This is a genomic window from Klebsiella sp. GFKo11 (assembly GCF_056490265.1).
Window position 1 is genome coordinate 3,649,514 of sequence record NZ_CM151369.1, and the last position, 19,817, is coordinate 3,669,330.

Genomic DNA, 19,817 nt, shown 5'->3' on the forward strand with positions numbered 1-19,817 from the left:
TTTACGTTCAGGCGACTTCCTGGCAGGCAAGCAATACCCTACCATCCCTGCGACTCGCCATGCTGGCGCCACAACGCATCCTGAAAACGATGATGTATAAGACGATTTGATAATAAAAAAGAGATTAGCTATAACCACTATATCATTTATATCTACAGTGTATAGATACTAACGAAAAATAATAAGCCGGTTATAAGGCGGGGGAAATACAGGATTAAATGTTGTAGATCAGTGACCTGTGATGTTAAAAAGGGCCGCGATGCGGCCCTTTTTAGCGGTCATAGCGCTTACTTCTTCGCTTCAGTCCATTTGCCATCAATATAGAAGGCTGACCAGCCTGTCGCTTTACCGTCTTTCTCTGAAGCAACGTACTGTTGCTTAGTCTTACGGCTAAAACGCACCATTGTTTTGTTGCCTTCCGGATCCTGCTGCGGCGCATCGGCCAGGTAACGCAGTTTCTCAGCCAGACGATCGCGGAAGCGATACAACTCCTCCACTAACGGCGCGCGAGTTTCACGCGATTTAGGGAAGGTGTTCGCAGCCAGGAAAACACCTGCTGCGCCATCACGCAACACAAAGTAAGCGTCTGATTTCTCGCACGGGAGTTCTGGCAGCGGAACCGGATCTTCTTTCGGTGGTGCCACTTCCCCGTTACGCAGGATCTTACGCGTATTTTTACACTCATCGTTGGTACAAGCCATGTACTTACCAAAACGCCCCATCTTCAGGTGCATTTCGGAACCACATTTTTCACACTCAACGATCGGACCATCATAGCCCTTGATACGGAACTCGCCCTCTTCGATCTCGTAGCCATCGCAGGTCGGGTTATTACCGCAGACGTGCAGTTTACGCTTCGGATCGATGAGGTAGCTGTCCATCGCCGTGCCGCATTTCTGGCAGCGACGTTTGGCGCGCAACGCGTTGGTTTCGGCGTCATCACCTTCCAGCACGTTCAGCACTTCGTTTTCCGGCACCAGGTTGATGGTGGTCTTACAGCGCTCTTTCGGCGACAGCGCATAGCCTGAGCAACCCAGGAAGACGCCGGTCGTCGCGGTACGGATGCCCATCTGACGGCTACAGGTCGGACAGTCGATGCTGGTCAGCACCATCTGGTTCGGCTGCATACCGCCATCTTCAGGGGCTTTTTCTGCTTTTTCCAGCTGGTTGGTGAAGTCGCCGAAGAAGCTATCGAGCACCTTCTTCCACTCGGCTTCGTGGTTAGCCACCTGGTCAAGACTGTTTTCCATCTGCGCGGTAAAGTCGTAGTTCATCAGCTCGCGGAAGTTGGCTTCCAGACGATCGGTAACGATCTCACCCATTTTCTCTGCGTAGAAACGACGGTTTTCACTGCGCACATAACCGCGATCCTGAATGGTCGAAATGATCGACGCATAGGTGGACGGACGGCCGATACCGCGTTTTTCCAGCTCTTTAACCAAAGAAGCTTCGCTAAAGCGCGCAGGCGGTTTGGTAAAGTGCTGTGCCGGGAGCAGTTCAACCAGGCTTAAGCTATCGCCCTGTTTAACCACCGGCAGAACCCTGTCTTCATCGCCTTTACGCAGCGCTGGCATCACTTTCGTCCAGCCATCAAAGCGCAGCGTACGACCGCGCGCCTTGAGCTTAAAATCACCCGCTTTTACGGTCAGCGTGGTGGAATCGTATTGCGCAGGCGTCATCTGACAGGCGACAAACTGGCGCCAGATCAGTTGATACAGTTTCTGCGCATCCGCTTCCATATCTTTCAGCGATTCCGCCACCACGTTCACGTCGGAAGGACGAATCGCTTCGTGCGCTTCCTGCGAATTCTCTTTGCTGGTGTACTGATTGGCGTTTTCCGGCAGGTATTTCTTGCCGAAATTATCGCCTATATAATCACGAACCATATTTACTGCATCCTGACTCAGGTTGGTGGAGTCAGTACGCATGTAGGTGATGTAGCCCGCTTCATACAAACGCTGCGCCATCATCATGGTTTTCTTCACCCCGAAGCCCAGACGCGTGCTGGCCGCCTGCTGCAGAGTGGAGGTAATAAATGGTGCGCCAGGTTTGCTGCTGGTTGGCTTGTCTTCGCGTTCAAGGACGCTATAACCCGCTTTTTCCAGCAGGCTGACCGCCGCCATAGTTTCGTCACGATTCACCGGACGGAATGGCTTGTCGGCTTTATGCGTTACCTGCAACGCCAGCGCGTCGCCACCAGGCGTGGTGGTGTTGGCGTCAATTTCCCAGAATTCTTCCGGAACAAACGCTTTAATTTCGCGTTCGCGCTCAACAACCAGACGTACGGCAACGGACTGAACGCGGCCTGCGGACAGACCACGAGCAATTTTTTTCCACAACAGTGGAGACACCATGTAACCCACAACGCGGTCCATAAAACGACGCGCCTGCTGGGCGTTAACACGGTCAATATTCAGTTCGCCCGGCTTTTCAAAAGCCTGACGGATAGCATTTTTGGTGATCTCATTGAACACCACGCGACTATAGCGCTGCTCATCACCACCGATAACTTCCCGCAGGTGCCATGCAATGGCCTCCCCTTCGCGGTCAAGGTCGGTTGCGAGATAGATGTGGTCGGCTTTTTCTGCCAACTGCTTGAGTTCCGCGACGACCTTTTCTTTACCCGGAAGTATTTCATAGTGCGCATCCCAGTCATGCCACGGGTCCACGCCCATACGATTGACCAGAGCACCACGTTCATCCTTCTTAGGCTTTTTAGCCCCTTTGGTGGCGGTAGAGTCGGCGCTCTTTTTGGAAGCTGAGCCACTGGTCGGCAAATCGCGGATATGACCGACGCTGGATTTCACCACGTAGTCATTACCCAGATACTTATTGATCGTTTTGGCTTTTGCCGGGGACTCAACGATAACGAGAGCTTTACCCATATTCACCTTTACCTAATTTGATTCATCCAGGAATACATCGCACATTGATTCACCATCCACTGGCGACACGTCACAACCTAATGTTGCGTCGTTGTCGATGGATATCAACCCTTTGCATTGGTTTCACATCCATAAAACCAGATTGCTGAGTTTGCTGGCTTTATCTTGCCAGGCGACATAGCACGAATAATTTTTGGCCGAATGTCAAGCAAATCTGCTGCCAGATCGCTGAAAGCGTCACACTGTACCTGATAAAATTCGTTACGCAACTTTATTAGCATGCAAAAGCAAATCCCGCCACTAAACTGATGTTTATTAGGCCTCTGCGGTTCCCCCAACAAGATTAATGGAAAATTTGCCCCTCGCCGCCGCGCGGCGTAGACTACCGGCGAAGAACCACAGGAGGCATTTATGCAAGGTACAACCCAACCCATCGATCGCCAGACGCTGCTTGAAAAAGCCAATAAACTCATTCGCGAACATGAGGATACGTTAGCCGGGATCGAGGCTACCGACGTCGTTCAGCGTAACGGCGTGCTGGTGTTCAGCGGCGAGTTTTATCTTGATGAGCAGGGTCTGCCAACGGCAAAAAGTACGGCGGTATTTAATATGTTCAAATACCTCGCACATGAGTTGTCTGATAAATATCACCTGGCAGATTAACCATTACCTGCCGGGCTAATACGACAACGCGAGGCTTGAGCCTCGCGTTGTTTTGTTTACATCAGCGGTTTTTGTCCGCGTTGCCACCATCGTAGCAGCAGTTTGTCGGCACTTTCAGCCGCGCTGCCGGTAAAGCGGTCGAGCATCTTCTTACGTTGTTGATAACGCACGCTGATGACCTCGTGCTTATCCATCAGTCCCAGCAGCAGTTCATCACTGGTTTCCACTGCGTCCACCAGGCCTTTTTCCAGCGCCTGAGTACCGTACCAATGTTCGCCGGTCGCCACCTGCTCAATATCCAACGAGGGGCGCATCTGGTGAACAAAATCTTTGAACAGCCGATGCGTATCGTTCAGGTCTTCGCGGAATTTCTGTCGCCCTTCTTCGGTATTTTCGCCCAGCATCGTCAGGGTACGTTTGTACTGTCCGGCCGTATGCAGCTCAATGTCGATATCTTTGTTTTTCAGGAAGCGGTTGATATTGGGGATCTGCGCCACGACGCCAATAGAACCAAGAATGGCAAACGGCGCAGAGACGATTTTATTTGCCACGCAGGCCATCATGTAGCCACCGCTGGCCGCTACTTTATCTACCGCTACCGTTAACGGGATCTGTTTATCACGAAGGCGCTGCAGCTGCGAAGCGGCAAGACCATAGCCATGCACCACGCCGCCGGGGCTTTCCAGGCGAATAACGACCTGATCCCGCGCTTTCACCGCTGCCAGCACCGCGGTAATTTCTTCACGCAGGCTGCTAACTTCGTGAGCATCCATACTGCCTTTAAAATCCAGCACCCAAACGCGCGGCTTGCCTTCTGGCTCTGCCGTGCCCAACTTCGCGCGCGCCTTTGCCGCTTTTGCTTCCTGCTTAAGCTTTTTCTTTTGCCCTTTGTGCCACAGTTTTTGCTGTGGGCCGTCGAGCAATGAAACCGCCAGCTCTTCCTTCATCTCCTTATATTGCTCGCTAAGATTGGTCACCCGGAGCTCACCGCGCTGCCTTTTGCGCTGAGTCAGGTTAACAATAATGGCGACGACAACCGCAATAGCGACAACAATGGTCGCGATTTTGGCCAAAAACAGGCCATATTGAGCAAGTAATTCCACGTTTTCACCTTGTGTAAAGCACTGACGTTGACGCACAGTGTACATCAGCCATCTGCGAGAAGTCTTTGTGCTTTGCGTCGCATGCGAGGCGCATTCCTGTTTTTTTCAGCGACGATGAAATCGTTGCAAGATATTAATTCCGCGAAGACTTTCCGTTTCGCTGATTGCAATAGCAGGCGCTTTCAGGCATAAAGCGCAAAAGTAAGATACCGAATAGCCAGCGCGATTGTCAGCAGATCGCCCGAGGAGTCGCCGTGCATTATCAACCGCAACGTCACCTGTTACAGGACCGCATCATCCTGGTTACCGGCGCCAGCGACGGCATTGGCCGTGAAGCCGCCCTGACCTATGCCCGCTACAGCGCCAGCGTGATCCTGGTTGGCCGTAATGAAGAGAAGCTGCGTCGCGTCGCACAAGAGATTCAGCAAGCAGGAGGTATTCCTGCCCCATGGTTCACGCTTGACCTGTTGACCTGCACGCCGCAGGAGTGCCAGCAGTTGGCGCAGAAGATTGCTATTCACTACCCGCGCCTCGACGGGGTGCTGCACAACGCGGGTCTGCTGGGCGATATCTGCCCAATGGATGAACAAAAGCCGGACGTATGGCAGCAGGTTATGCAGGTGAACGTAAATGGCACCTTTATGCTCACTCAGGCATTGCTTCCTTTATTACTCAAATCTGAGTCCGGTTCTCTGGTCTTCACCTCCTCCAGCGTGGGTCGTCAGGGGCGAGCGAACTGGGGTGCTTATGCGGCGTCCAAATTTGCCACCGAAGGCATGATGCAGGTGCTGGCAGAGGAGTATCAAAGCCGCCATCTGCGGGTTAACTGCATCAATCCTGGCGGCACGCGCACCAAAATGCGCGCCAACGCTTTCCCAACCGAAGATCCGCAAAAATTGAAAACGCCTGCCGATATCATGCCAGTTTATCTGTGGCTGATGGGCGACGACAGCCGTCGCAAGACGGGAATGACTTTTGACGCCCAACCGGGCCGCAAACCAGGAATCGCACAATGAGTGATGAACGCTACCGTGAACGCCAGCAGCGGGTAAAAGATAAGGTCGATGCCCGCGTGGCGTCAGCCCAGGAAGAACGCGGCATTGTGATTGTGTTTACCGGCAACGGTAAAGGCAAAACTACCGCCGCTTTTGGCACCGTTACCCGCGCCGTCGGGCATGGCAAAAAGGCCTGTGTTGTGCAGTTTATTAAAGGCACCTGGCCGAACGGCGAGCGCAATCTGCTTGAACCGCACGGCGTTGAATTTCAGGTGATGGCCACCGGCTTCACCTGGAATACTCAGGATCGCGAAAGCGACACAGCCGCCTGCCTCGCCGTCTGGGAACATGGGCGCAGAATGCTGGCCGATGAAAGCCTGGATCTCGTTTTACTGGACGAGCTAACCTACATGGTGGCCTATGACTACCTGCCGCTGGAAGACGTACTGACTGCTCTGCGCAACCGCCCTGCGCATCAAACGGTCATTATTACCGGTCGCGGTTGCCATCGTGAAATTACCGAACTGGCCGATACCGTCAGCGAATTGCGCCCTGTTAAGCACGCGTTTGATGCCGGAATTAAGGCGCAGATGGGGATCGATTACTAAGCGTCAGCCGTTCAAGCAACGCATAATTAAGCGGCAGGCACAGGCAATCTTCCCCCATAGCCAGTTCGCTTTCGAGAATGTTTTGCCGCGAGACAAAGCGTTTACGATATTCGGTCGGCGTCACCCCACAGTATTTGTTAAATGCGGCAATCAGGTATTTATGCTCCTGAAAGCCGCAGCTGTGGCTGATATCGGTGATTGGCGTTCGGGTGTCGCGCAGTAAGGTGCGGGCTTTATTCAGCCGTACCAGCGTCAGATACTCTTTGAAATTATGCCGACTGACCTTTTTAAACAGCCGCGAAAACCATGAGTAGCTCATCCCGCTATGGCTGGCGACTTCGCTCAGAGTCAGCGGTTGGTCAAAATGCTGATTAATAAAATCAATGCCTTTCTTGATCATCGCCTCTTCACGCAGCGTACTTTCCGCATGTTGCGTCGGCTTCCCGGCGGTCACTATCGCATCTAATAACAGATAAATCGCCGCGATGCGTTGAAACGGCGGGTGGCTATCAATCAACCGCTCCAGTAATGCCGCCAGGCGTCGATGTACGTCGTTGTCAGTTGACGAATAAACCTGCCCGGAAGTGCACCAACTCAGCAGTGGAGAAGGATGTAACTCATCAAACAGGCCGGGAGAAAACTGTACGGTCACCAGTTGGCTTCCCGTCTCCTCCGCGCTAAGCGAGTGCACTTCTTCAGCGTTGATATACAGCATATCCCCCTGCGCCAGCTCCACGCTTTGCTGTCCCACGGAGACCGTAAAGCGCCCCGCCAGCACGGTAATCAGCTCCGGAGCCGGATGCCAGTGAGGTTCGCAGTAACGCACCTCGGCGGCAAACACGTTCAGCTTCTCTGCGTCAAAAGCAATCAGCTCATAGCCGCTGTTTACCGTTTGCCGCCCGGTTTGCATCACTGCGCGAGAATGAGTGACTGAAAAAGGGAACATGCGCAATCTCCTGTCGTTAGCCGTTAATTACGTCCCGCCAGCACGGCATTGAGCTCATCACGATCGATATCCAATGCTAAGAATTCAGTCAACGCGATCAGCAACCCGCAGAACAGATCCGGAGCCAGTCGAATCAGCTTTTCACGTACCTGATCCACCGGCAATGGACTCTTATCAGCGATCAGATTCACCACGCGGGCAAAAGCCTCCGGCTGTTGGATCAACTGCTGGAGCGAATTATCATCGCGTAGCGGCACATAGCGCGGCGGGCAGTCCACTGTCATTTCGGCACAGAGCGGCAGGTCGCGGGATGAGCTACCAACGCGGAGCTTCCAGAGACCCGGCGTCACCACCCAGTCTCCAAGGCCTGGGTGGTAACAGGCCAGCTCGGCAACAGGCAGTTGCAGGCTCACGCGACGAGTTTCCCCTGCGGCCAGTTCCACTTTACTGAACGCCTTCAATGCCTGCACTTCACGAATCAGTTCCCCGTCAGGCGCACTCACATATAGCTGAACAACCTCTTTACCGGCGAATGCTCCGCAGTTGGTCAGATCAAACGAAACGCTGAGGGTCTCATTTTCCCCTAATCGGGAGGCTGAGAGCGCGATATTATCGTAAACAAATCGGGTATAGCTTAAGCCAAAGCCAAACGGAAACAGCGGAGTCAGGCGGCGTTTATCGTAGTAACGATAGCCGACAAAAAGCCCTTCTCCGTAGTGATGGCGTAGATTCTCTCCCGGATAGTGCAGCCATGCGGGGGTCTCTTCCAGCGAATTGGGAACCGTCACGGTTAATTTACCGCACGGGTTACGCTGGCCGAAGAGAATTTCCGCCACCGCGCGGCCCATGCCCTGCCCGGCGAAGAAAGTTTCCAGCAGCGCTTTACACTCGCCAAGCCATGGCATGACGACCGCATCGCTGTTGGCCAGCACCACCACCACATTCGGCTGGACCGCCGCCACTTCCCGGATCAGCCGCTCATGAACCGGCAGAATATTCAGGCCCTGACGATCGCCATTCTCGCCATCTTCACCGACGGCGGTGCTGACAAAGATCACCGCCACATCCGCCTCCTGCGCAACGGCGCGGGCCTGTGCCAAAGCCTGTTCATCACAGCGCAGATCGTCCGGGGCACCCACCGCCCAGGAGACGCTAAAATCATCTCCGGCGAGGTCAAAAATTTCATCCAGCGGACGATCCAGCAGATACGGCACGGTGGTTGCGCATCCGGATCCCTGAATCACCGGCTCCTGCGCCGGCTTACCCAGCACCGCGATGCGTGGCGTCTTCCCTGAGCGCAGCGGCAGCAGATCATCTTCATTTTTCAGCAAGACGATAGATTCGGCTGCCAGTTGTTGCGCCAGCGCATGGTGCGCCGGAAAATCAGCGCGCGTTTGCGGACGACGATGACGCTGGACTTTATCCAGCAGCGCCAACATTCGCTGACAAGCGCGATCCACGACTGACATCGGCACCTCGCCTGATTCAATCGCCGCCAGCAACGTTTGTTTATCGCGTCGGGTTTCCGGCATCGCCAGGTCGTTGCCCGCCATCAGCGAGGCCGGACGGTCCTTGATCCCGTACCAGTCGGACATCACCAGGCCGTCATATCCCCACTCATCGCGTAGCACCTGGGTGAGCAAAAACGGGTCCTGGGACGTCTGCACCCCGTTAAGGCGATTGTAAGAGGACATCACCGTCCACGGTTGGGATTTCTTAATCGCGCGATGAAAACCGGCAAGATAGATTTCGCGCAGCGCCCGCTCTTCAATAATCGAGTCGGTGATGCCTCTAATTAGTTGAATCTGATGTATAATGCGGGCTTTTGAGGTTCTTTCATGGCCAGCGTTAACATTCATTGTCCTCGTTGTCAGTCTGCACAGGTCTACCGCCATGGTCAGAACCCTAAAGGCCATGACAGATTTCGCTGCCGTGACTGCCACCGCGTTTTTCAGCTCACTTACACTTATGAGGCCCGTAAGCCGGGCATTAAAGAGCTGATCACTGAAATGGCCTTCAATGGCGCCGGGGTTCGCGATACCGCCAGAACACTGAAAATTGGCATTAACACCGTCATCCGGACTTTAAAAAACTCACGCCAAAGCGAATAACGTCTTCGCCCGTTGCTCATGCTGATGTGGCGCTTATCTGCGAACTTGATGAGCAATGGAGTTTCGTTGGCAGTAAAGCCCGGCAACACTGGCTCTGGTACGCGTATAACACCAAAACAGGGGGTGTACTGGCCTACACTTTTGGTCCCCGTACCGATGAAACCTGCCGGGAACTACTGGCACTGCTTACGCCATTCAACATCGGCATGATCACCAGCGACGACTGGGGCAGCTATGGCCGGGAGGTGCCGAAGGATAAGCATCTGACCGGAAAAATATTCACCCAACGGATTGAGCGCAATAACCTGACGCTGCGCACCCGCATTAAGCGCTTGGCTCGTAAAACAATCTGCTTCTCGCGTTCAGTAGAGATCCACGAAAAAGTCATCGGGACGTTTATTGAAAAACACATGTTCTACTAATTGGAAGCATCACCCAAAAATCAAACTCGCCTGCACTGCGCTAATGCCGTAAATGTTAGTATAGAAATATAATAAGAAAAGTGAAACAAAGCCGAATGATAAATTAGAGGCAAAGTCACCAAAGCCGTAGCCTATTTTTTCTTTCACGCCGATAACCACATAGCTTGCCGATAGTTTTCCTGCTGTATCCATTTTTGGCTACCCGTTTATGTAATCAGTGGCGTCAGTATATGGCGTTGGCTGGCACAGCGCTTTGCGTTATTTGTCCGGGAATTTCCCGTTTTTTGTCTTTATGCAGAAGTGTGAAAGATATCACAGGCAGGAGAAAATAAAGCGAAAATTCCGGCGGTTACCCGCCGGAACGAAAGTCATTAACCGTTACCGTTATTACGGCTGCTGGAGCGACGGCTATTATTGTTATTGCCGACCTGGCTATGGCGCTTGACCGCACGACGAATTTGGTTCGCTTTCATGCGACGACGATCTTTCTCGACCGCCACTTTTGAGGTGGTTTCCGGCGTCAACTCCACCAGCTCACGCAGGTAGTTGGTTTGCGCCAGGTCCAGCTCGGTATAGCCGCCGCGAGGCAGGCCCTTCGGCAGCGGAATATCACCATAACGAACGCGGATCAGACGGCTAACCTGTACGCCAACGGCTTCCCACAAGCGGCGAACTTCACGGTTACGCCCTTCGGTCAGCGTCACGTTGTACCACTGGTTAATCCCTTCACCGCCGGTGAATTTGATGGTTTTAAACGCCGCCGGACCGTCTTCCAGCTGTACGCCACGAGATAGTTGACGAAGCTTATCTTCATCAACCTGACCAAACACGCGCACGGCGTATTCGCGTTCAACTTCACGGCTCGGATGCATCAGGCGGTTTGCCAGTTCACCGTCGGTGGTGAACAGCAGCAGACCGCAGGTATTTACATCCAGACGACCCACGGCAATCCAGCGCGCGCCGCGCAGTTTTGGCAGACGATCGAATACCGTCGGACGACCTTCCGGGTCGTTACGGGTACACAGCTCGCCTTCTGGCTTGTAGTACGCCAGCACGCGACAGATTTGTTCCGCAGACTCTTTCACCGAAATCAGGTGACCATCGATACGAATTTTTAAACCAGGGACAATTTCAACGCGATCGCCGAGAGTAGCGATTTTGCCATCGACGCTGACGCGGCCAGCTTCGATTTTAGATTCAATTTCACGGCGGGAGCCGTGGCCAGCGCGGGCCAGCACTTTTTGTAATTTCTCGCTCATTGAGCATCCTTAAGGTGTCGCCTTCCCAGGCGTCGGGATATTATATATAAACCTATACAAATCAATGTGTTAGCACATTTCATTGAAAACTATTATACGCGATGTTCACCAGTTTGTAACCTAGTTTGTAACCCACTTTGTTGGCTATGAACTGTTAAGTGGTTAAGAGAATTTTAGAAATAGAAAAAGGGGCGTAAGCCCCTCTTTTAGTTACCGCTAGCACTCGTAGCGCCTTGTAGATCAATTGCTAGTTGATTAGCTTGAGCCTGAAGCTTACTCGTCACTTCCAGGTCGATAAACTGCCCCATTCTGCTGTAATCCGGTTTAACATCAATAACATTCATCACCTGTGCAGGAAGAACGGTGATATTAGGCGCAGAATAGGATGCAGGCTGGTAGCTTTGAGGGATGGCATTGTTACCCGTAATGAGGGGGACGTTAGGAGAATACCCACCGTCTCTCACCCCTCTTCCTACATTTCTAGGGTCAAATCCGAATACATCATTTACCCATGAAGCAGCACTATCAGCAGAGCCGGACACCATGTCATTTACACTATCAATCACACTGGCATCGCCAGATTTAAATACTGAGGGAAATTCTTTCTGTAACCATCCCATAAATTTGGAATAGCCATCTGTAATTTGGGTAGCAAACATGGTGATATTCTTAATCAGGTTGCCTGTTTCACTCCCTAACTCTTTAAAAGCAGGTCCTAATTTCTGAATAGAGTTAACAAAATCATCGCTGTTACCGAATGCCTGAGTAAATCCAACCATCATTTGACGAAGGTTCGAATCCATAGCAGCCCCACCTAAACTCATAGTGCGTGCTAATTCCTTCGCAGCATCTTGTTGCTCTTTAGTTAATAAGCCCCCTGCTTTCTTTAACTCCTCAAAATTATTAGAAAGTTCTGCGCTGTTATTAGCCCAGAGTTTAGTATAATACATCGCATCATCATAAAGGTTTTCAATTTTATTACTCATCTGCTCAGGAGTGAGGCCTTTTTTCTGATACCCGTTAACAATACGATTCATAAAATCAGCGGGAGATGTGGAATATTGTTTGATTTCTTCTTTACTCATTCCCAGGTCAGTCATTATGGTATCAATTGCAGAGTTGCCGCCCTTCCATTTTCCAGACTTTTTATCAAATGTGCTGTCTTGTCCAGATTGGTTAAGCTTTTCAGTCAAATCTTTCATACCATCTACCAATTTTTGACGTCCTGTCACACCATCAGACCCGCTATCAATCCCGTTAACCTGTGCATACCTCTGCATGGCGAGGATGGTATTTGGGTCTACGTTAACACTCTTAGCGGATGCTGATAGCTCATTAACGTCCCTCGCCTGTTCGGTCACAGCCGTTCTGATACGTTCCCCCAGGTATCCGGCAGCTAATACACCACCACCTGCCATCCCAGCACTAGCCAGAGCGCCTGTGCCAGCCCCTAGGAAGCCCCCAGACATAAACCCTTTCCCTACACCTGCTAACTTCCCTCCAGTGCTTATAGAGGCTGTCTGAGTGGCTTGTGTTACACTACGCCTTGCGGCCGCAGCACGCCTAACTAGAGCTACCTCTTCCTTTATCAGCTGATTCATACGAGCCTGACTAATTACACCCTGCTCATATTGTTGTGTAATGTTATGGACAGCCTTAACAGCCCTATATTGCTCATCTACAGTGCGGCCTGTAATACCGTTGAGGGCTAATGCTGCACTACGTCTTTTAATATCTGCTGTATCAGCCATTTTAATAGCTTGTGCCTGTGCTCTTGCAGCGCCATTTGCATTCCCTTTTCCTGATACTCCAGGAGTTTTAACAGGAGAGGTAGTAGCACCATTAATAATCTTTTGTTGAGCCTGTGCAGCCGCTACAGCTTGTTTAACTTGTTTTTTTAAATGCTTCTGGTCAAGACCAATCTTTAATACAGGCTTTTGATTCTCAATAAAATCCTTAATGCCTTTCACTGAGTCTTTAGCTTTTTTAAGAGTGTCTTTGGAAACACTAAACTCGACAACGTTGACTATTTTAGAGACCTTAATTTCCATCATAAGCTTATTCCTCTTTATTCTCTGAAAGCATAATAGCTAACGTCTCTTCTACACCGTAGCCATAACGAAAGCGTAATGTGTTGAAAGTGTTAATATTAAGGCCAAATGTTCTGCATAGTTCACTAATATTGATTAATTTCTCGGCATCACTTCCCTTTAGATTAATGCCAGCGCTTTTCATTATAAATTTCATACTCTCTATCCTCTTAAAACAAGAAAAGCCCATAGGAGCGGGGCCGATTTGCTTTCGGTTGTCTCCCTCACCCCTATAGGCTTATATTTATATAGCTTTCTCTTACGACTGAGTGATCAGGGTAGAGAAGCCGAATCCGTGGTTAACTGGAAGTGTGCTATGTTCAGTCACGATATCCAGAGCATCCCCACGTTCACGCAGCATCTGCCAGGTGTAATATTCACTTGCACTCTGATTCATCAGGTCGAAACGTGTAGAAGCAGGGCCATACACATTCTGATAAACGTTAGCACCTGCACTAAATACAGGAATTGCAATTGCTGAATTATCAGGAATAAACTGTGAAAGCAGTGGGTCACTTACTTTAACGATATCAATATTAGTCCCTGGAATAGAGAAGAAGGATACGTTAGGCAGTAGCTCACGACGCTGGAATACAACGTTAGCCGGGTCTTGTGGCAATACATACTGGAATGCAGTAGCAAACTGTGCAGAATAACGCAGAGCATTATAGAATGCAGGAGTGGCGAATACTACAACACGTTCAATCTTACTCATCAGGCCATCAGCTTTCTCGTTAGTTGCATCAATGATTTCATCGAACATTTCAAACGGGTTAACAGTGGTAGAAGTGAGGTCAATCACTTTAGTCATTCGAGTTGCATCGAAAGTGGTGCTCCAGTCAATCAGCTGGTCATCAGTGTACGGGGTAGTTACAGTGCCAGCAAACAGGGCCTGTGCAAATGCTTTTTCACGTGTGCGGTAATATGCAATAGCGTGGCGGGCTACATAATCACTCGATACATCCAGCAAGGTTTGTTCAAGTTCAGTGCCAAATTTACGTTTGCCCTGGATGTCACTTACTTTCACCATGTCTTCACGATGGAAGAAAGGAATTTCGATAATGCGGTCAGTCCCAAAACCACGTTTAGTAACATCATGCTCAGAGCTATAACGGCTCTTAGGAGTGTTCAGCAGGGATTCGTTAGTAGTAACGATATCTGAGATTACAATTTTAGAAGTATCAGAAGGAACACCATCAAATACATTCAGTGCATTAAGCATGTAGTTATTCTGAGGGGCTACTGAGAAAATAGGACTCAGGTCAACAATTTCATTTCCGAAAATCATTCTTTATTTTCCTTTTATTATTATTCTTATATTAAGAAGTCTGGAATTCCTGGAAACGGAATCCTTGTTTAACGAGTGCTACAACAGCAGCATCAACATCACCTGCATTCAGGTTGCCTTGCTTAACATGAACCCATGACCCCATTGCAGGAGAGCGTAGAACGTTCACACAACGAGCAGAACCAGCAGGGACATAATCAGCTACAACAATGTAGGCATCATCACCAGAGGTATACAGAGAGCCATCAGCACCCAATACATCGCCAGCATGCACATCAGCAGCCAGAGTATCAAATTGCATATCCATAACACATGCAAAAGGGTCTGTAGCATAACTCACAACATCGGTGAACCCTTTATTGTGGTCGAACAATTGAGATAGATTAATCATTTAGACATTATCCTTATTTAATTTAGATTTTAATAGTGCTGCGTATCGTTCATTAAAAGTGAGTGTATCAGTGTTATCGCTTTTCTCTACTTCTACGCCAGCTTTATTAAGTCGCTTTTCAGCTTCTTCAATCACTTCTTCCACAGGGATATTTAGCATTACAGCAGTTTTAATACATGCAGATTTAAATTCTTCCTGTGACATTTTTGTGATACTGTTCATTTCTTTTTTCATGTTAATTCTCATTTATATATAATAGGTCTTTAAAAGTAACTATGTAATTGTTTAAAAGTAACTTTGAAAGTGCTATTTTAAGTGAAATAAATTTATTTCAAGTGGGGATAAAAAGAGGGCACCCACTGGTAATAGGTGCCCTTCTTTGAGTAGAAAATAAATGCGGCAACATTATTAACTTATCCAACCGCTTCCTAATTCAGTTGATAAGAGGAGTTTTCTATTCTCCTGTTTTTTCATCGGAGCTACCCAATGATGCTTTTTGATAATGACAAAGTAATGCTTCCCAACATGCCAGATGGCTACTTGTTGTTAAACTATCTACCTGTAATAGATAATAAAATAAAAGCTACTGACTATTGTCAATAACAAAAATGTGCAATCTATCTAGATATACACTAAAAAATACTACCATCCACTTAAATTAGGGGACTTTTCTCTCTATTTTCGATTTAAGGATAAATAAATAAGAATAAATGCGGTTTGGTAGTATTTATTAGTATATTCTAATAAATGATGGGGAAAATAGTTCAGAGAAGAAGGCTAAAAGCGTTTATACTGTGATTGCAATATAAAGCAGCCTAATTCCCATCAGAAACAAAACCCTTGGAAAGTAAACGTTTCTGATTTGGAGTCAATGACCAATTAACAAAACGAAAAAGTGCAATATCAGAAGAATGAAGAATCTATAAGGAGGTAGTGTCTTCTCTGAAATATCTTACCCTTAAGATAACATTAACATTAAAATATGTATTTGTCAATAGAAAAGTGAAATAAAATACGCTCAAGTGACAATTGAAATTGTATTTCACCTTGTAACGAGTTTTATTTCAAGTAGCCCCCAAAGATAAAAGAGGCTTACGCCCCTTATTCGAGATTGTCTACAAACTGTGTGATTTCTGTCTGAATGTTAACGAGGACATCAAGAATATAAATCATCTCATCCTGGTATTCAGGTGTCTTACAGAACTGACTTTGGTTAAACCAGTTGAGTGTTACATTAATTCCTCTGATCTTCTGATTAATATACTGTGTTTTATCTACAGCATATTTAAGAGTCCCCTGAGAAGGGTTATTATAGAAGTCGTTATAAGCTTCTAACAGGAATAGAGAGTGATTTACATCTAAATCCTCTACAGTGGCTAACAACACTTCCCAGGGAGTGAGTTTATCCTTAACAGGTGCTTGATCTTCCTGAATTGCTGTGAGTTCCTCGTGTTCAATTTGTAATGGGGAAACCTGTTCCAGCGCTTCACGTCCACGGCCTGCACGATTCATACTATTGATTGACATATTTGTATACCTCTGTTTTAAAGTTTGTTATAGCCCCCTGTAAGGGGCCCTATATTTGAATTGTTGTTTATGATGTTTGAATCAGATAAGAAGGGTACCTACCTTCTGAATTCTTTTCTTTAGTGAAGCAGAATACTACAGTATCCTGCTGTTTCTGGTTAATCTTCCCAGAAGTGAAATACATGTAATAATCCCCGTCCGGGTGGTCGGTGCGCCCATGTAGCATGTCCTGTGAATTACAGTAGTCAGCATAGGCCTGCACCATTTCATATATTGTATTATATTCAGTCAATTTTCTGTCCCTGTGTAATTTTTAGGATAGTGTCTGCGAGGTCTGTATAAGTGCTGGAAGTATCGTCCCTGTTATTCAGTCTTTTCCATGCAATATGCTCATCTTCACTCTTAAAACCTAACGCTTGCCACCTTTCTAATTCATCGTTAAATTTAGTGGTCATTCGTTTACGAGGATTAAAATAAACATTATTGTTATCACAAATACTATCAATGATTTCCTGTTCCTCTTGTGTGAGTGCTGGGGAGTCTTTATATTCTGGGGTTGCATCCCACTTAGGGACGCTCTTCTCTCTAGATTTTCTTTTACTTCTGCCTACTGCTCTAAGCTGTAATTTGTTAACGTTTAAAATGTTTCTATTTTTACTCAACGTTCCTCCAGTTTTTATATTTTATTTTTAGTGTATGAGTTAGATTGGAAATTAAAATTCCCCAAAGGGCAAAACTTATTAATGATTGCATGTATTCCATAATGGTAGCTCCGATGTGTTTAGGAATTATATTGAGAGGACAGGTTACTAACAGTGCTGTCTTTTTTAACTGTATTAGTGTTTGCCTTAGTTTTAATTGTCTTACCTTTATTCGTAGTGCTTTTTGTCTTAGTGGCTATTACATCCACCTCCTTACTACTAACTAATCTAATCTTTTCAAATGACAAATCAAACTTCATTGCATCAATAGCATCATCGTAATTATAACTGACACCTGTTAGGACAACGTTCTCTAATACAGCGTCTCTTGTAACCAGTGAGATAGTTTGCCGCGCTTCGAATGTGGTGTTTAACCAATCAATAGCCTGTTTAACCCTGGTGCCGTTGGCCCCAGCACTTGAGATAATATCTCCCCGTAATTCGATAGGAGACTCAGTAATCCAGCCTGATATATTGATTGAATCGTTTTTAATTTGAATATGGTCGCTCACTTCACTACCACTCTCTATTGCATAACTGGAAACGTCTGCCTTGCGCTTTACACCAATTTGAGGGACACTATCAAACGATAGAGCACTATATTCCTGAATGTAACTAGCAGAGGAGTCGTTGCTCATGCTCGCTATTACACAAAACCCATTCTCTGATTTAGTTTTACTGGTTGATTTAGTGGAGGTTGTATCATTAACGGACGCCATTATTCAGCCTCCATACGTGAAATCAATTCTTGTAGATATTCTTTAACAATCTGGTCTTGATATTCCCAAACTTCAACCCCTGCATACTCTGCAAGTTTGAAGAGTAGTTCTGTTTCATTTTTATTTAACTCTGCCATCATTACTCCAATATTTGTTTACTGTTTGTAGTTCGATATCACTAATCTCTGAACATTGTTCAGGAGTGTATCCCTGTGATTTATAAATACTAACAAGCTTCTTAGTATGTTCTCTCCAGTGTTTATCTATTTTATCCGTCTGCCCCTCTTCAAATGAATTAGAAATTGATACTACTCGGAATGTGTCATTCCCAAACATTTCAAAGGTTACTTGATCACCAAACTTTAGAGAGGAGAGGTTCTTTTTAATATCTTCTTCTGTGATATCAAGTTTTACTGCGAGGGATTTTATAGAATAGAGACTGCTTTTATTTTCTTTAAGGTAGTTGTAGATCTCTAAATCTCTTGCTTTAGTTCGTGACATTTATTCTCCTATTTCCAATTTCTTTTTACTGTGGCAATACCTAAATCTAATAGTTTCACTACATCTTTTTGTTTCATTCCCTGTGCTTTATACATTTGAATCATTTCCCTTGTCTCATTCCCTTTTGTTGTATTGTATGGTTTAACTACTTCCCTTGCTTTTCTTTCTTTCACTGGAAGGTCAAAGCCTAAACTTTCTACCTTTGCACCAGGAAAGTAATAAGATTGCAGATAGTTAGCAGTAGCTAAATCAGGAACAATGTATAATTGAGGTCTATTAGATTCAAAGTCTCTTATAGAACACCGTGAAACAAACTGATAGCATTGCTCATAATTCATTGCGGCTTTACGTCTGCTTGCTAATTCATTTGCATCCCATCCGTTTAGTTCTGCATACAATTTCCATTTACCTGTTACAGAAGGATGGAAGTTTGAGCATCCAATGAAAGCAGCTTTTGTTGTGTGTTGGTAGTTGTTCAATCCGTAACTTGCCATGCTAACCCTGTTAGACTCCCCAAAGATTTCATCTCCATAAGATTCAAAGTTGCATACTGATTTATCTTTATTAGTTGCAAAGATATATCCATCACCTAACAATGTTCTCACTTCTTTATTAAAATTGTTAAGGGTATATGCTAATGATTCCTGTGTAGCGTTCTTATCTGTGAGGGCTTTTATCTCAATAGGCACAAGCTTATGCTGTCTACGCTCTGTATGAGGCTGTAGGTATTCAGGAGCAGGTATACAGATGAAGTGTGCAACCTCTTTAGCCCACCATAAAAACTCACTACGGCTCACACCAGCGCCCATAATCACAAAGCTTTTGCACCAGTTAACGCTAATGAGTATCGGAGAGATTCCATAACAGAAGAAGTGTTTCTCTTCATCAAACATCAACCCGGCACCGTGTAACATAGCCCATAATAGTTGTTTTAAATCTCCGCTGTTAGCGTTCTTCTCTCTATAATACTTTTCAAACTCCTCTCTGTTCTCCCCCTTTATATAGAAGAGTGATTCTTTTTCTTCTATCCAGTTTAGAAAGGGGTAGTTTTCATCAGCATTCTTTTTAAAGTCTACTTTAATCCATCCACCGAATGAGGCGGCGGGTATTTCATCTACACAAACGTCAAAATGTAACAGCTTATCTTGCATCTCATTATCAAACGCTGCTTTATAACAATACTGTTTATAGCATTCATGAGTGCAAATGATAACTTTGTATTTAAAGGTGTCTTCGAGAGCATCAGAGAGTGTTTTGACTGCTGGCTCACCCATAACACGGAATACTTTTCTTTTAAGTATCTCGTTGAGATTGTTCTGGAATTGTTCTGCTAGGTTATGAGTAGGAACGACAATGAGGGAAAGTTTATCAGGATTACCTAAGATGTATTCTTTCAGTCTGTGACTCTTACCGCTACCGCAAATCGCATCTACATATTTAATTACTGGAAACTGTTTTAGTCTTTTTTGCTTCATTATTTTCCTCATCGACAAGGACATGTTTAATCACTAACTCTTTAATAAGAGCAGGGATCGTAGTGTGTTGTTCAGTTGCTTTAGCTTGGAGTTTCTTATACATATCTGAATCAAAATTAATATTCATTTTTAA

General features: G+C 46.9%; 20 protein-coding genes and 2 pseudogenes. 4 read left to right on the top strand and 18 right to left on the bottom strand.

Features of this window, described 5'->3' with window-relative positions; genetic code table 11:
• Window positions 1-287 precede the first annotated feature (287 nt).
• A complete protein-coding gene (topA, locus tag AC07P6_RS17745) occupies window positions 288-2,885 on the bottom strand; it encodes a type I DNA topoisomerase (protein ID WP_478313978.1) in 2,598 nt (865 codons plus the stop codon).
• A 411-nt stretch (window positions 2,886-3,296) separates the two neighbouring features.
• Here topA and AC07P6_RS17750 point away from each other — a divergent pair, with 411 nt between their 5' ends.
• Complete coding sequence (locus AC07P6_RS17750; protein WP_004101388.1) at window positions 3,297-3,548, top strand: YciN family protein; 252 nt, start codon at window positions 3,297-3,299, stop codon at window positions 3,546-3,548.
• Window positions 3,549-3,604: 56 nt separating this feature from the next.
• Here the strand turns inward: AC07P6_RS17750 and sohB are convergent, their stop codons facing one another.
• Window positions 3,605-4,651, bottom strand: coding sequence for a protease SohB (gene sohB, locus AC07P6_RS17755; RefSeq protein ID WP_478313980.1), 1,047 nt, complete (start codon window positions 4,649-4,651; stop codon window positions 3,605-3,607).
• Window positions 4,652-4,905: 254 nt separating this feature from the next.
• Here sohB and AC07P6_RS17760 point away from each other — a divergent pair, with 254 nt between their 5' ends.
• Both AC07P6_RS17760 and cobO read left to right on the top strand, forming a co-directional pair.
• A complete protein-coding gene (locus AC07P6_RS17760) occupies window positions 4,906-5,667 on the top strand; it encodes a YciK family oxidoreductase (RefSeq protein ID WP_110273503.1) in 762 nt (253 codons plus the stop codon).
• Window positions 5,664-6,254 carry a cob(I)yrinic acid a,c-diamide adenosyltransferase gene (gene cobO, locus AC07P6_RS17765; protein ID WP_478313982.1) on the top strand — a complete coding sequence of 197 codons (591 nt, stop codon included), beginning with the start codon at window positions 5,664-5,666 and terminating at the stop codon, window positions 6,252-6,254. The genes AC07P6_RS17760 and cobO overlap by 4 nt, the downstream gene beginning before the upstream one ends.
• Here cobO and AC07P6_RS17770 read toward each other — a convergent pair.
• Together AC07P6_RS17770 and AC07P6_RS17775 are read right to left on the bottom strand one after the other, a co-directional pair.
• On the bottom strand, window positions 6,226-7,200 hold the full coding sequence (locus AC07P6_RS17770; RefSeq protein ID WP_478313984.1) for a helix-turn-helix transcriptional regulator: 975 nt from the start codon (window positions 7,198-7,200) through the stop codon (window positions 6,226-6,228). The two genes, cobO and AC07P6_RS17770, sit on opposite strands and share 29 nt — an antisense overlap.
• 23 nt (window positions 7,201-7,223) lie before the next feature.
• Window positions 7,224-8,981: pseudogene (locus AC07P6_RS17775) on the bottom strand (glycoside hydrolase family 3 C-terminal domain-containing protein); the annotation flags it as partial.
• A gap of 57 nt (window positions 8,982-9,038) precedes the next feature.
• Here AC07P6_RS17775 and AC07P6_RS17780 point away from each other — a divergent pair.
• Window positions 9,039-9,733 (top strand): IS1-like element IS1N family transposase gene (locus AC07P6_RS17780; RefSeq protein WP_087786203.1). Its coding sequence is split into 2 segments (ribosomal slippage): window positions 9,039-9,285 and window positions 9,285-9,733, totalling 696 coding nucleotides; the frame shifts between segments, so codons are not numbered across the junction.
• Between the two features lie 15 nt (window positions 9,734-9,748).
• Here the strand turns inward: AC07P6_RS17780 and AC07P6_RS17785 are convergent.
• From AC07P6_RS17785 to AC07P6_RS17850, 14 genes and pseudogenes are all read right to left on the bottom strand, one after another.
• Window positions 9,749-9,925 (bottom strand): annotated as a pseudogene (locus AC07P6_RS17785) (MFS transporter); the annotation flags it as partial.
• A 179-nt stretch (window positions 9,926-10,104) separates the two neighbouring features.
• Window positions 10,105-10,992 carry a 23S rRNA pseudouridine(2605) synthase RluB gene (gene rluB / locus AC07P6_RS17790; RefSeq protein WP_110273507.1) on the bottom strand — a complete coding sequence of 296 codons (888 nt, stop codon included), beginning with the start codon at window positions 10,990-10,992 and terminating at the stop codon, window positions 10,105-10,107.
• Window positions 10,993-11,198: 206 nt separating this feature from the next.
• The gene (locus AC07P6_RS17795; RefSeq protein WP_478313986.1) at window positions 11,199-13,046 is read right to left on the bottom strand and encodes a hypothetical protein; all 1,848 of its coding nucleotides are present in this window, start codon (window positions 13,044-13,046) and stop codon (window positions 11,199-11,201) included.
• A gap of 4 nt (window positions 13,047-13,050) precedes the next feature.
• A complete protein-coding gene (locus AC07P6_RS17800; RefSeq protein WP_478313988.1) occupies window positions 13,051-13,239 on the bottom strand; it encodes a hypothetical protein in 189 nt (62 codons plus the stop codon).
• A 102-nt stretch (window positions 13,240-13,341) separates the two neighbouring features.
• A complete protein-coding gene (locus AC07P6_RS17805) occupies window positions 13,342-14,370 on the bottom strand; it encodes a major capsid protein (protein ID WP_478313990.1) in 1,029 nt (342 codons plus the stop codon).
• 31 nt (window positions 14,371-14,401) lie between these two features.
• On the bottom strand, window positions 14,402-14,761 hold the full coding sequence (locus AC07P6_RS17810; RefSeq protein WP_478313991.1) for a hypothetical protein: 360 nt from the start codon (window positions 14,759-14,761) through the stop codon (window positions 14,402-14,404).
• Entirely contained in the window at window positions 14,762-14,995 is a 234-nt protein-coding gene (locus AC07P6_RS17815; RefSeq protein WP_478313992.1) for a hypothetical protein, read from the bottom strand.
• 867 nt (window positions 14,996-15,862) lie between these two features.
• Entirely contained in the window at window positions 15,863-16,288 is a 426-nt protein-coding gene (locus AC07P6_RS17820) for a hypothetical protein (RefSeq protein WP_478313993.1), read from the bottom strand.
• A gap of 284 nt (window positions 16,289-16,572) precedes the next feature.
• The gene (locus AC07P6_RS17825; RefSeq protein WP_478313995.1) at window positions 16,573-16,950 is read right to left on the bottom strand and encodes a hypothetical protein; all 378 of its coding nucleotides are present in this window, start codon (window positions 16,948-16,950) and stop codon (window positions 16,573-16,575) included.
• A gap of 119 nt (window positions 16,951-17,069) precedes the next feature.
• On the bottom strand, window positions 17,070-17,708 hold the full coding sequence (locus AC07P6_RS17830) for a phage baseplate protein (RefSeq protein ID WP_478313997.1): 639 nt from the start codon (window positions 17,706-17,708) through the stop codon (window positions 17,070-17,072).
• Window positions 17,708-17,845 carry a hypothetical protein gene (locus tag AC07P6_RS17835; protein ID WP_177929062.1) on the bottom strand — a complete coding sequence of 46 codons (138 nt, stop codon included), beginning with the start codon at window positions 17,843-17,845 and terminating at the stop codon, window positions 17,708-17,710. Before AC07P6_RS17835 ends, AC07P6_RS17830 begins: the two co-directional genes overlap by 1 nt.
• Window positions 17,829-18,209, bottom strand: a complete 381-nt coding sequence (locus AC07P6_RS17840) for a hypothetical protein (RefSeq protein WP_478313999.1) — start codon at window positions 18,207-18,209, stop codon at window positions 17,829-17,831. Before AC07P6_RS17840 ends, AC07P6_RS17835 begins: the two co-directional genes overlap by 17 nt.
• 8 nt (window positions 18,210-18,217) lie before the next feature.
• Entirely contained in the window at window positions 18,218-19,684 is a 1,467-nt protein-coding gene (locus AC07P6_RS17845; RefSeq protein WP_478314001.1) for a DEAD/DEAH box helicase family protein, read from the bottom strand.
• Complete coding sequence (locus tag AC07P6_RS17850) at window positions 19,647-19,811, bottom strand: hypothetical protein (protein ID WP_177943297.1); 165 nt, start codon at window positions 19,809-19,811, stop codon at window positions 19,647-19,649. The genes AC07P6_RS17845 and AC07P6_RS17850 overlap by 38 nt, the downstream gene beginning before the upstream one ends.
• Between the last annotated feature and the right edge of the window lie 6 nt (window positions 19,812-19,817).

Coding starts and splice junctions, on each gene's coding strand:
- AC07P6_RS17820 (WP_478313993.1), bottom strand. CDS start 16,288: ATGTCAATCAATAGTATGAATCGTGCAGGCCGTGGACGTGAAGCGCTG.
- rluB (WP_110273507.1), bottom strand. CDS start 10,992: ATGAGCGAGAAATTACAAAAAGTGCTGGCCCGCGCTGGCCACGGCTCC.
- AC07P6_RS17805 (WP_478313990.1), bottom strand. CDS start 14,370: ATGATTTTCGGAAATGAAATTGTTGACCTGAGTCCTATTTTCTCAGTA.
- AC07P6_RS17815 (WP_478313992.1), bottom strand. CDS start 14,995: ATGAAAAAAGAAATGAACAGTATCACAAAAATGTCACAGGAAGAATTT.
- AC07P6_RS17800 (WP_478313988.1), bottom strand. CDS start 13,239: ATGAAATTTATAATGAAAAGCGCTGGCATTAATCTAAAGGGAAGTGAT.
- AC07P6_RS17840 (WP_478313999.1), bottom strand. CDS start 18,209: ATGTCACGAACTAAAGCAAGAGATTTAGAGATCTACAACTACCTTAAA.
- cobO (WP_478313982.1), top strand. CDS start 5,664: ATGAGTGATGAACGCTACCGTGAACGCCAGCAGCGGGTAAAAGATAAG.
- AC07P6_RS17835 (WP_177929062.1), bottom strand. CDS start 17,845: ATGGCAGAGTTAAATAAAAATGAAACAGAACTACTCTTCAAACTTGCA.
- AC07P6_RS17850 (WP_177943297.1), bottom strand. CDS start 19,811: ATGAATATTAATTTTGATTCAGATATGTATAAGAAACTCCAAGCTAAA.
- AC07P6_RS17770 (WP_478313984.1), bottom strand. CDS start 7,200: ATGTTCCCTTTTTCAGTCACTCATTCTCGCGCAGTGATGCAAACCGGG.
- AC07P6_RS17810 (WP_478313991.1), bottom strand. CDS start 14,761: ATGATTAATCTATCTCAATTGTTCGACCACAATAAAGGGTTCACCGAT.
- AC07P6_RS17750 (WP_004101388.1), top strand. CDS start 3,297: ATGCAAGGTACAACCCAACCCATCGATCGCCAGACGCTGCTTGAAAAA.
- topA (WP_478313978.1), bottom strand. CDS start 2,885: ATGGGTAAAGCTCTCGTTATCGTTGAGTCCCCGGCAAAAGCCAAAACG.
- AC07P6_RS17845 (WP_478314001.1), bottom strand. CDS start 19,684: ATGAAGCAAAAAAGACTAAAACAGTTTCCAGTAATTAAATATGTAGAT.
- AC07P6_RS17830 (WP_478313997.1), bottom strand. CDS start 17,708: ATGGCGTCCGTTAATGATACAACCTCCACTAAATCAACCAGTAAAACT.
- AC07P6_RS17795 (WP_478313986.1), bottom strand. CDS start 13,046: ATGATGGAAATTAAGGTCTCTAAAATAGTCAACGTTGTCGAGTTTAGT.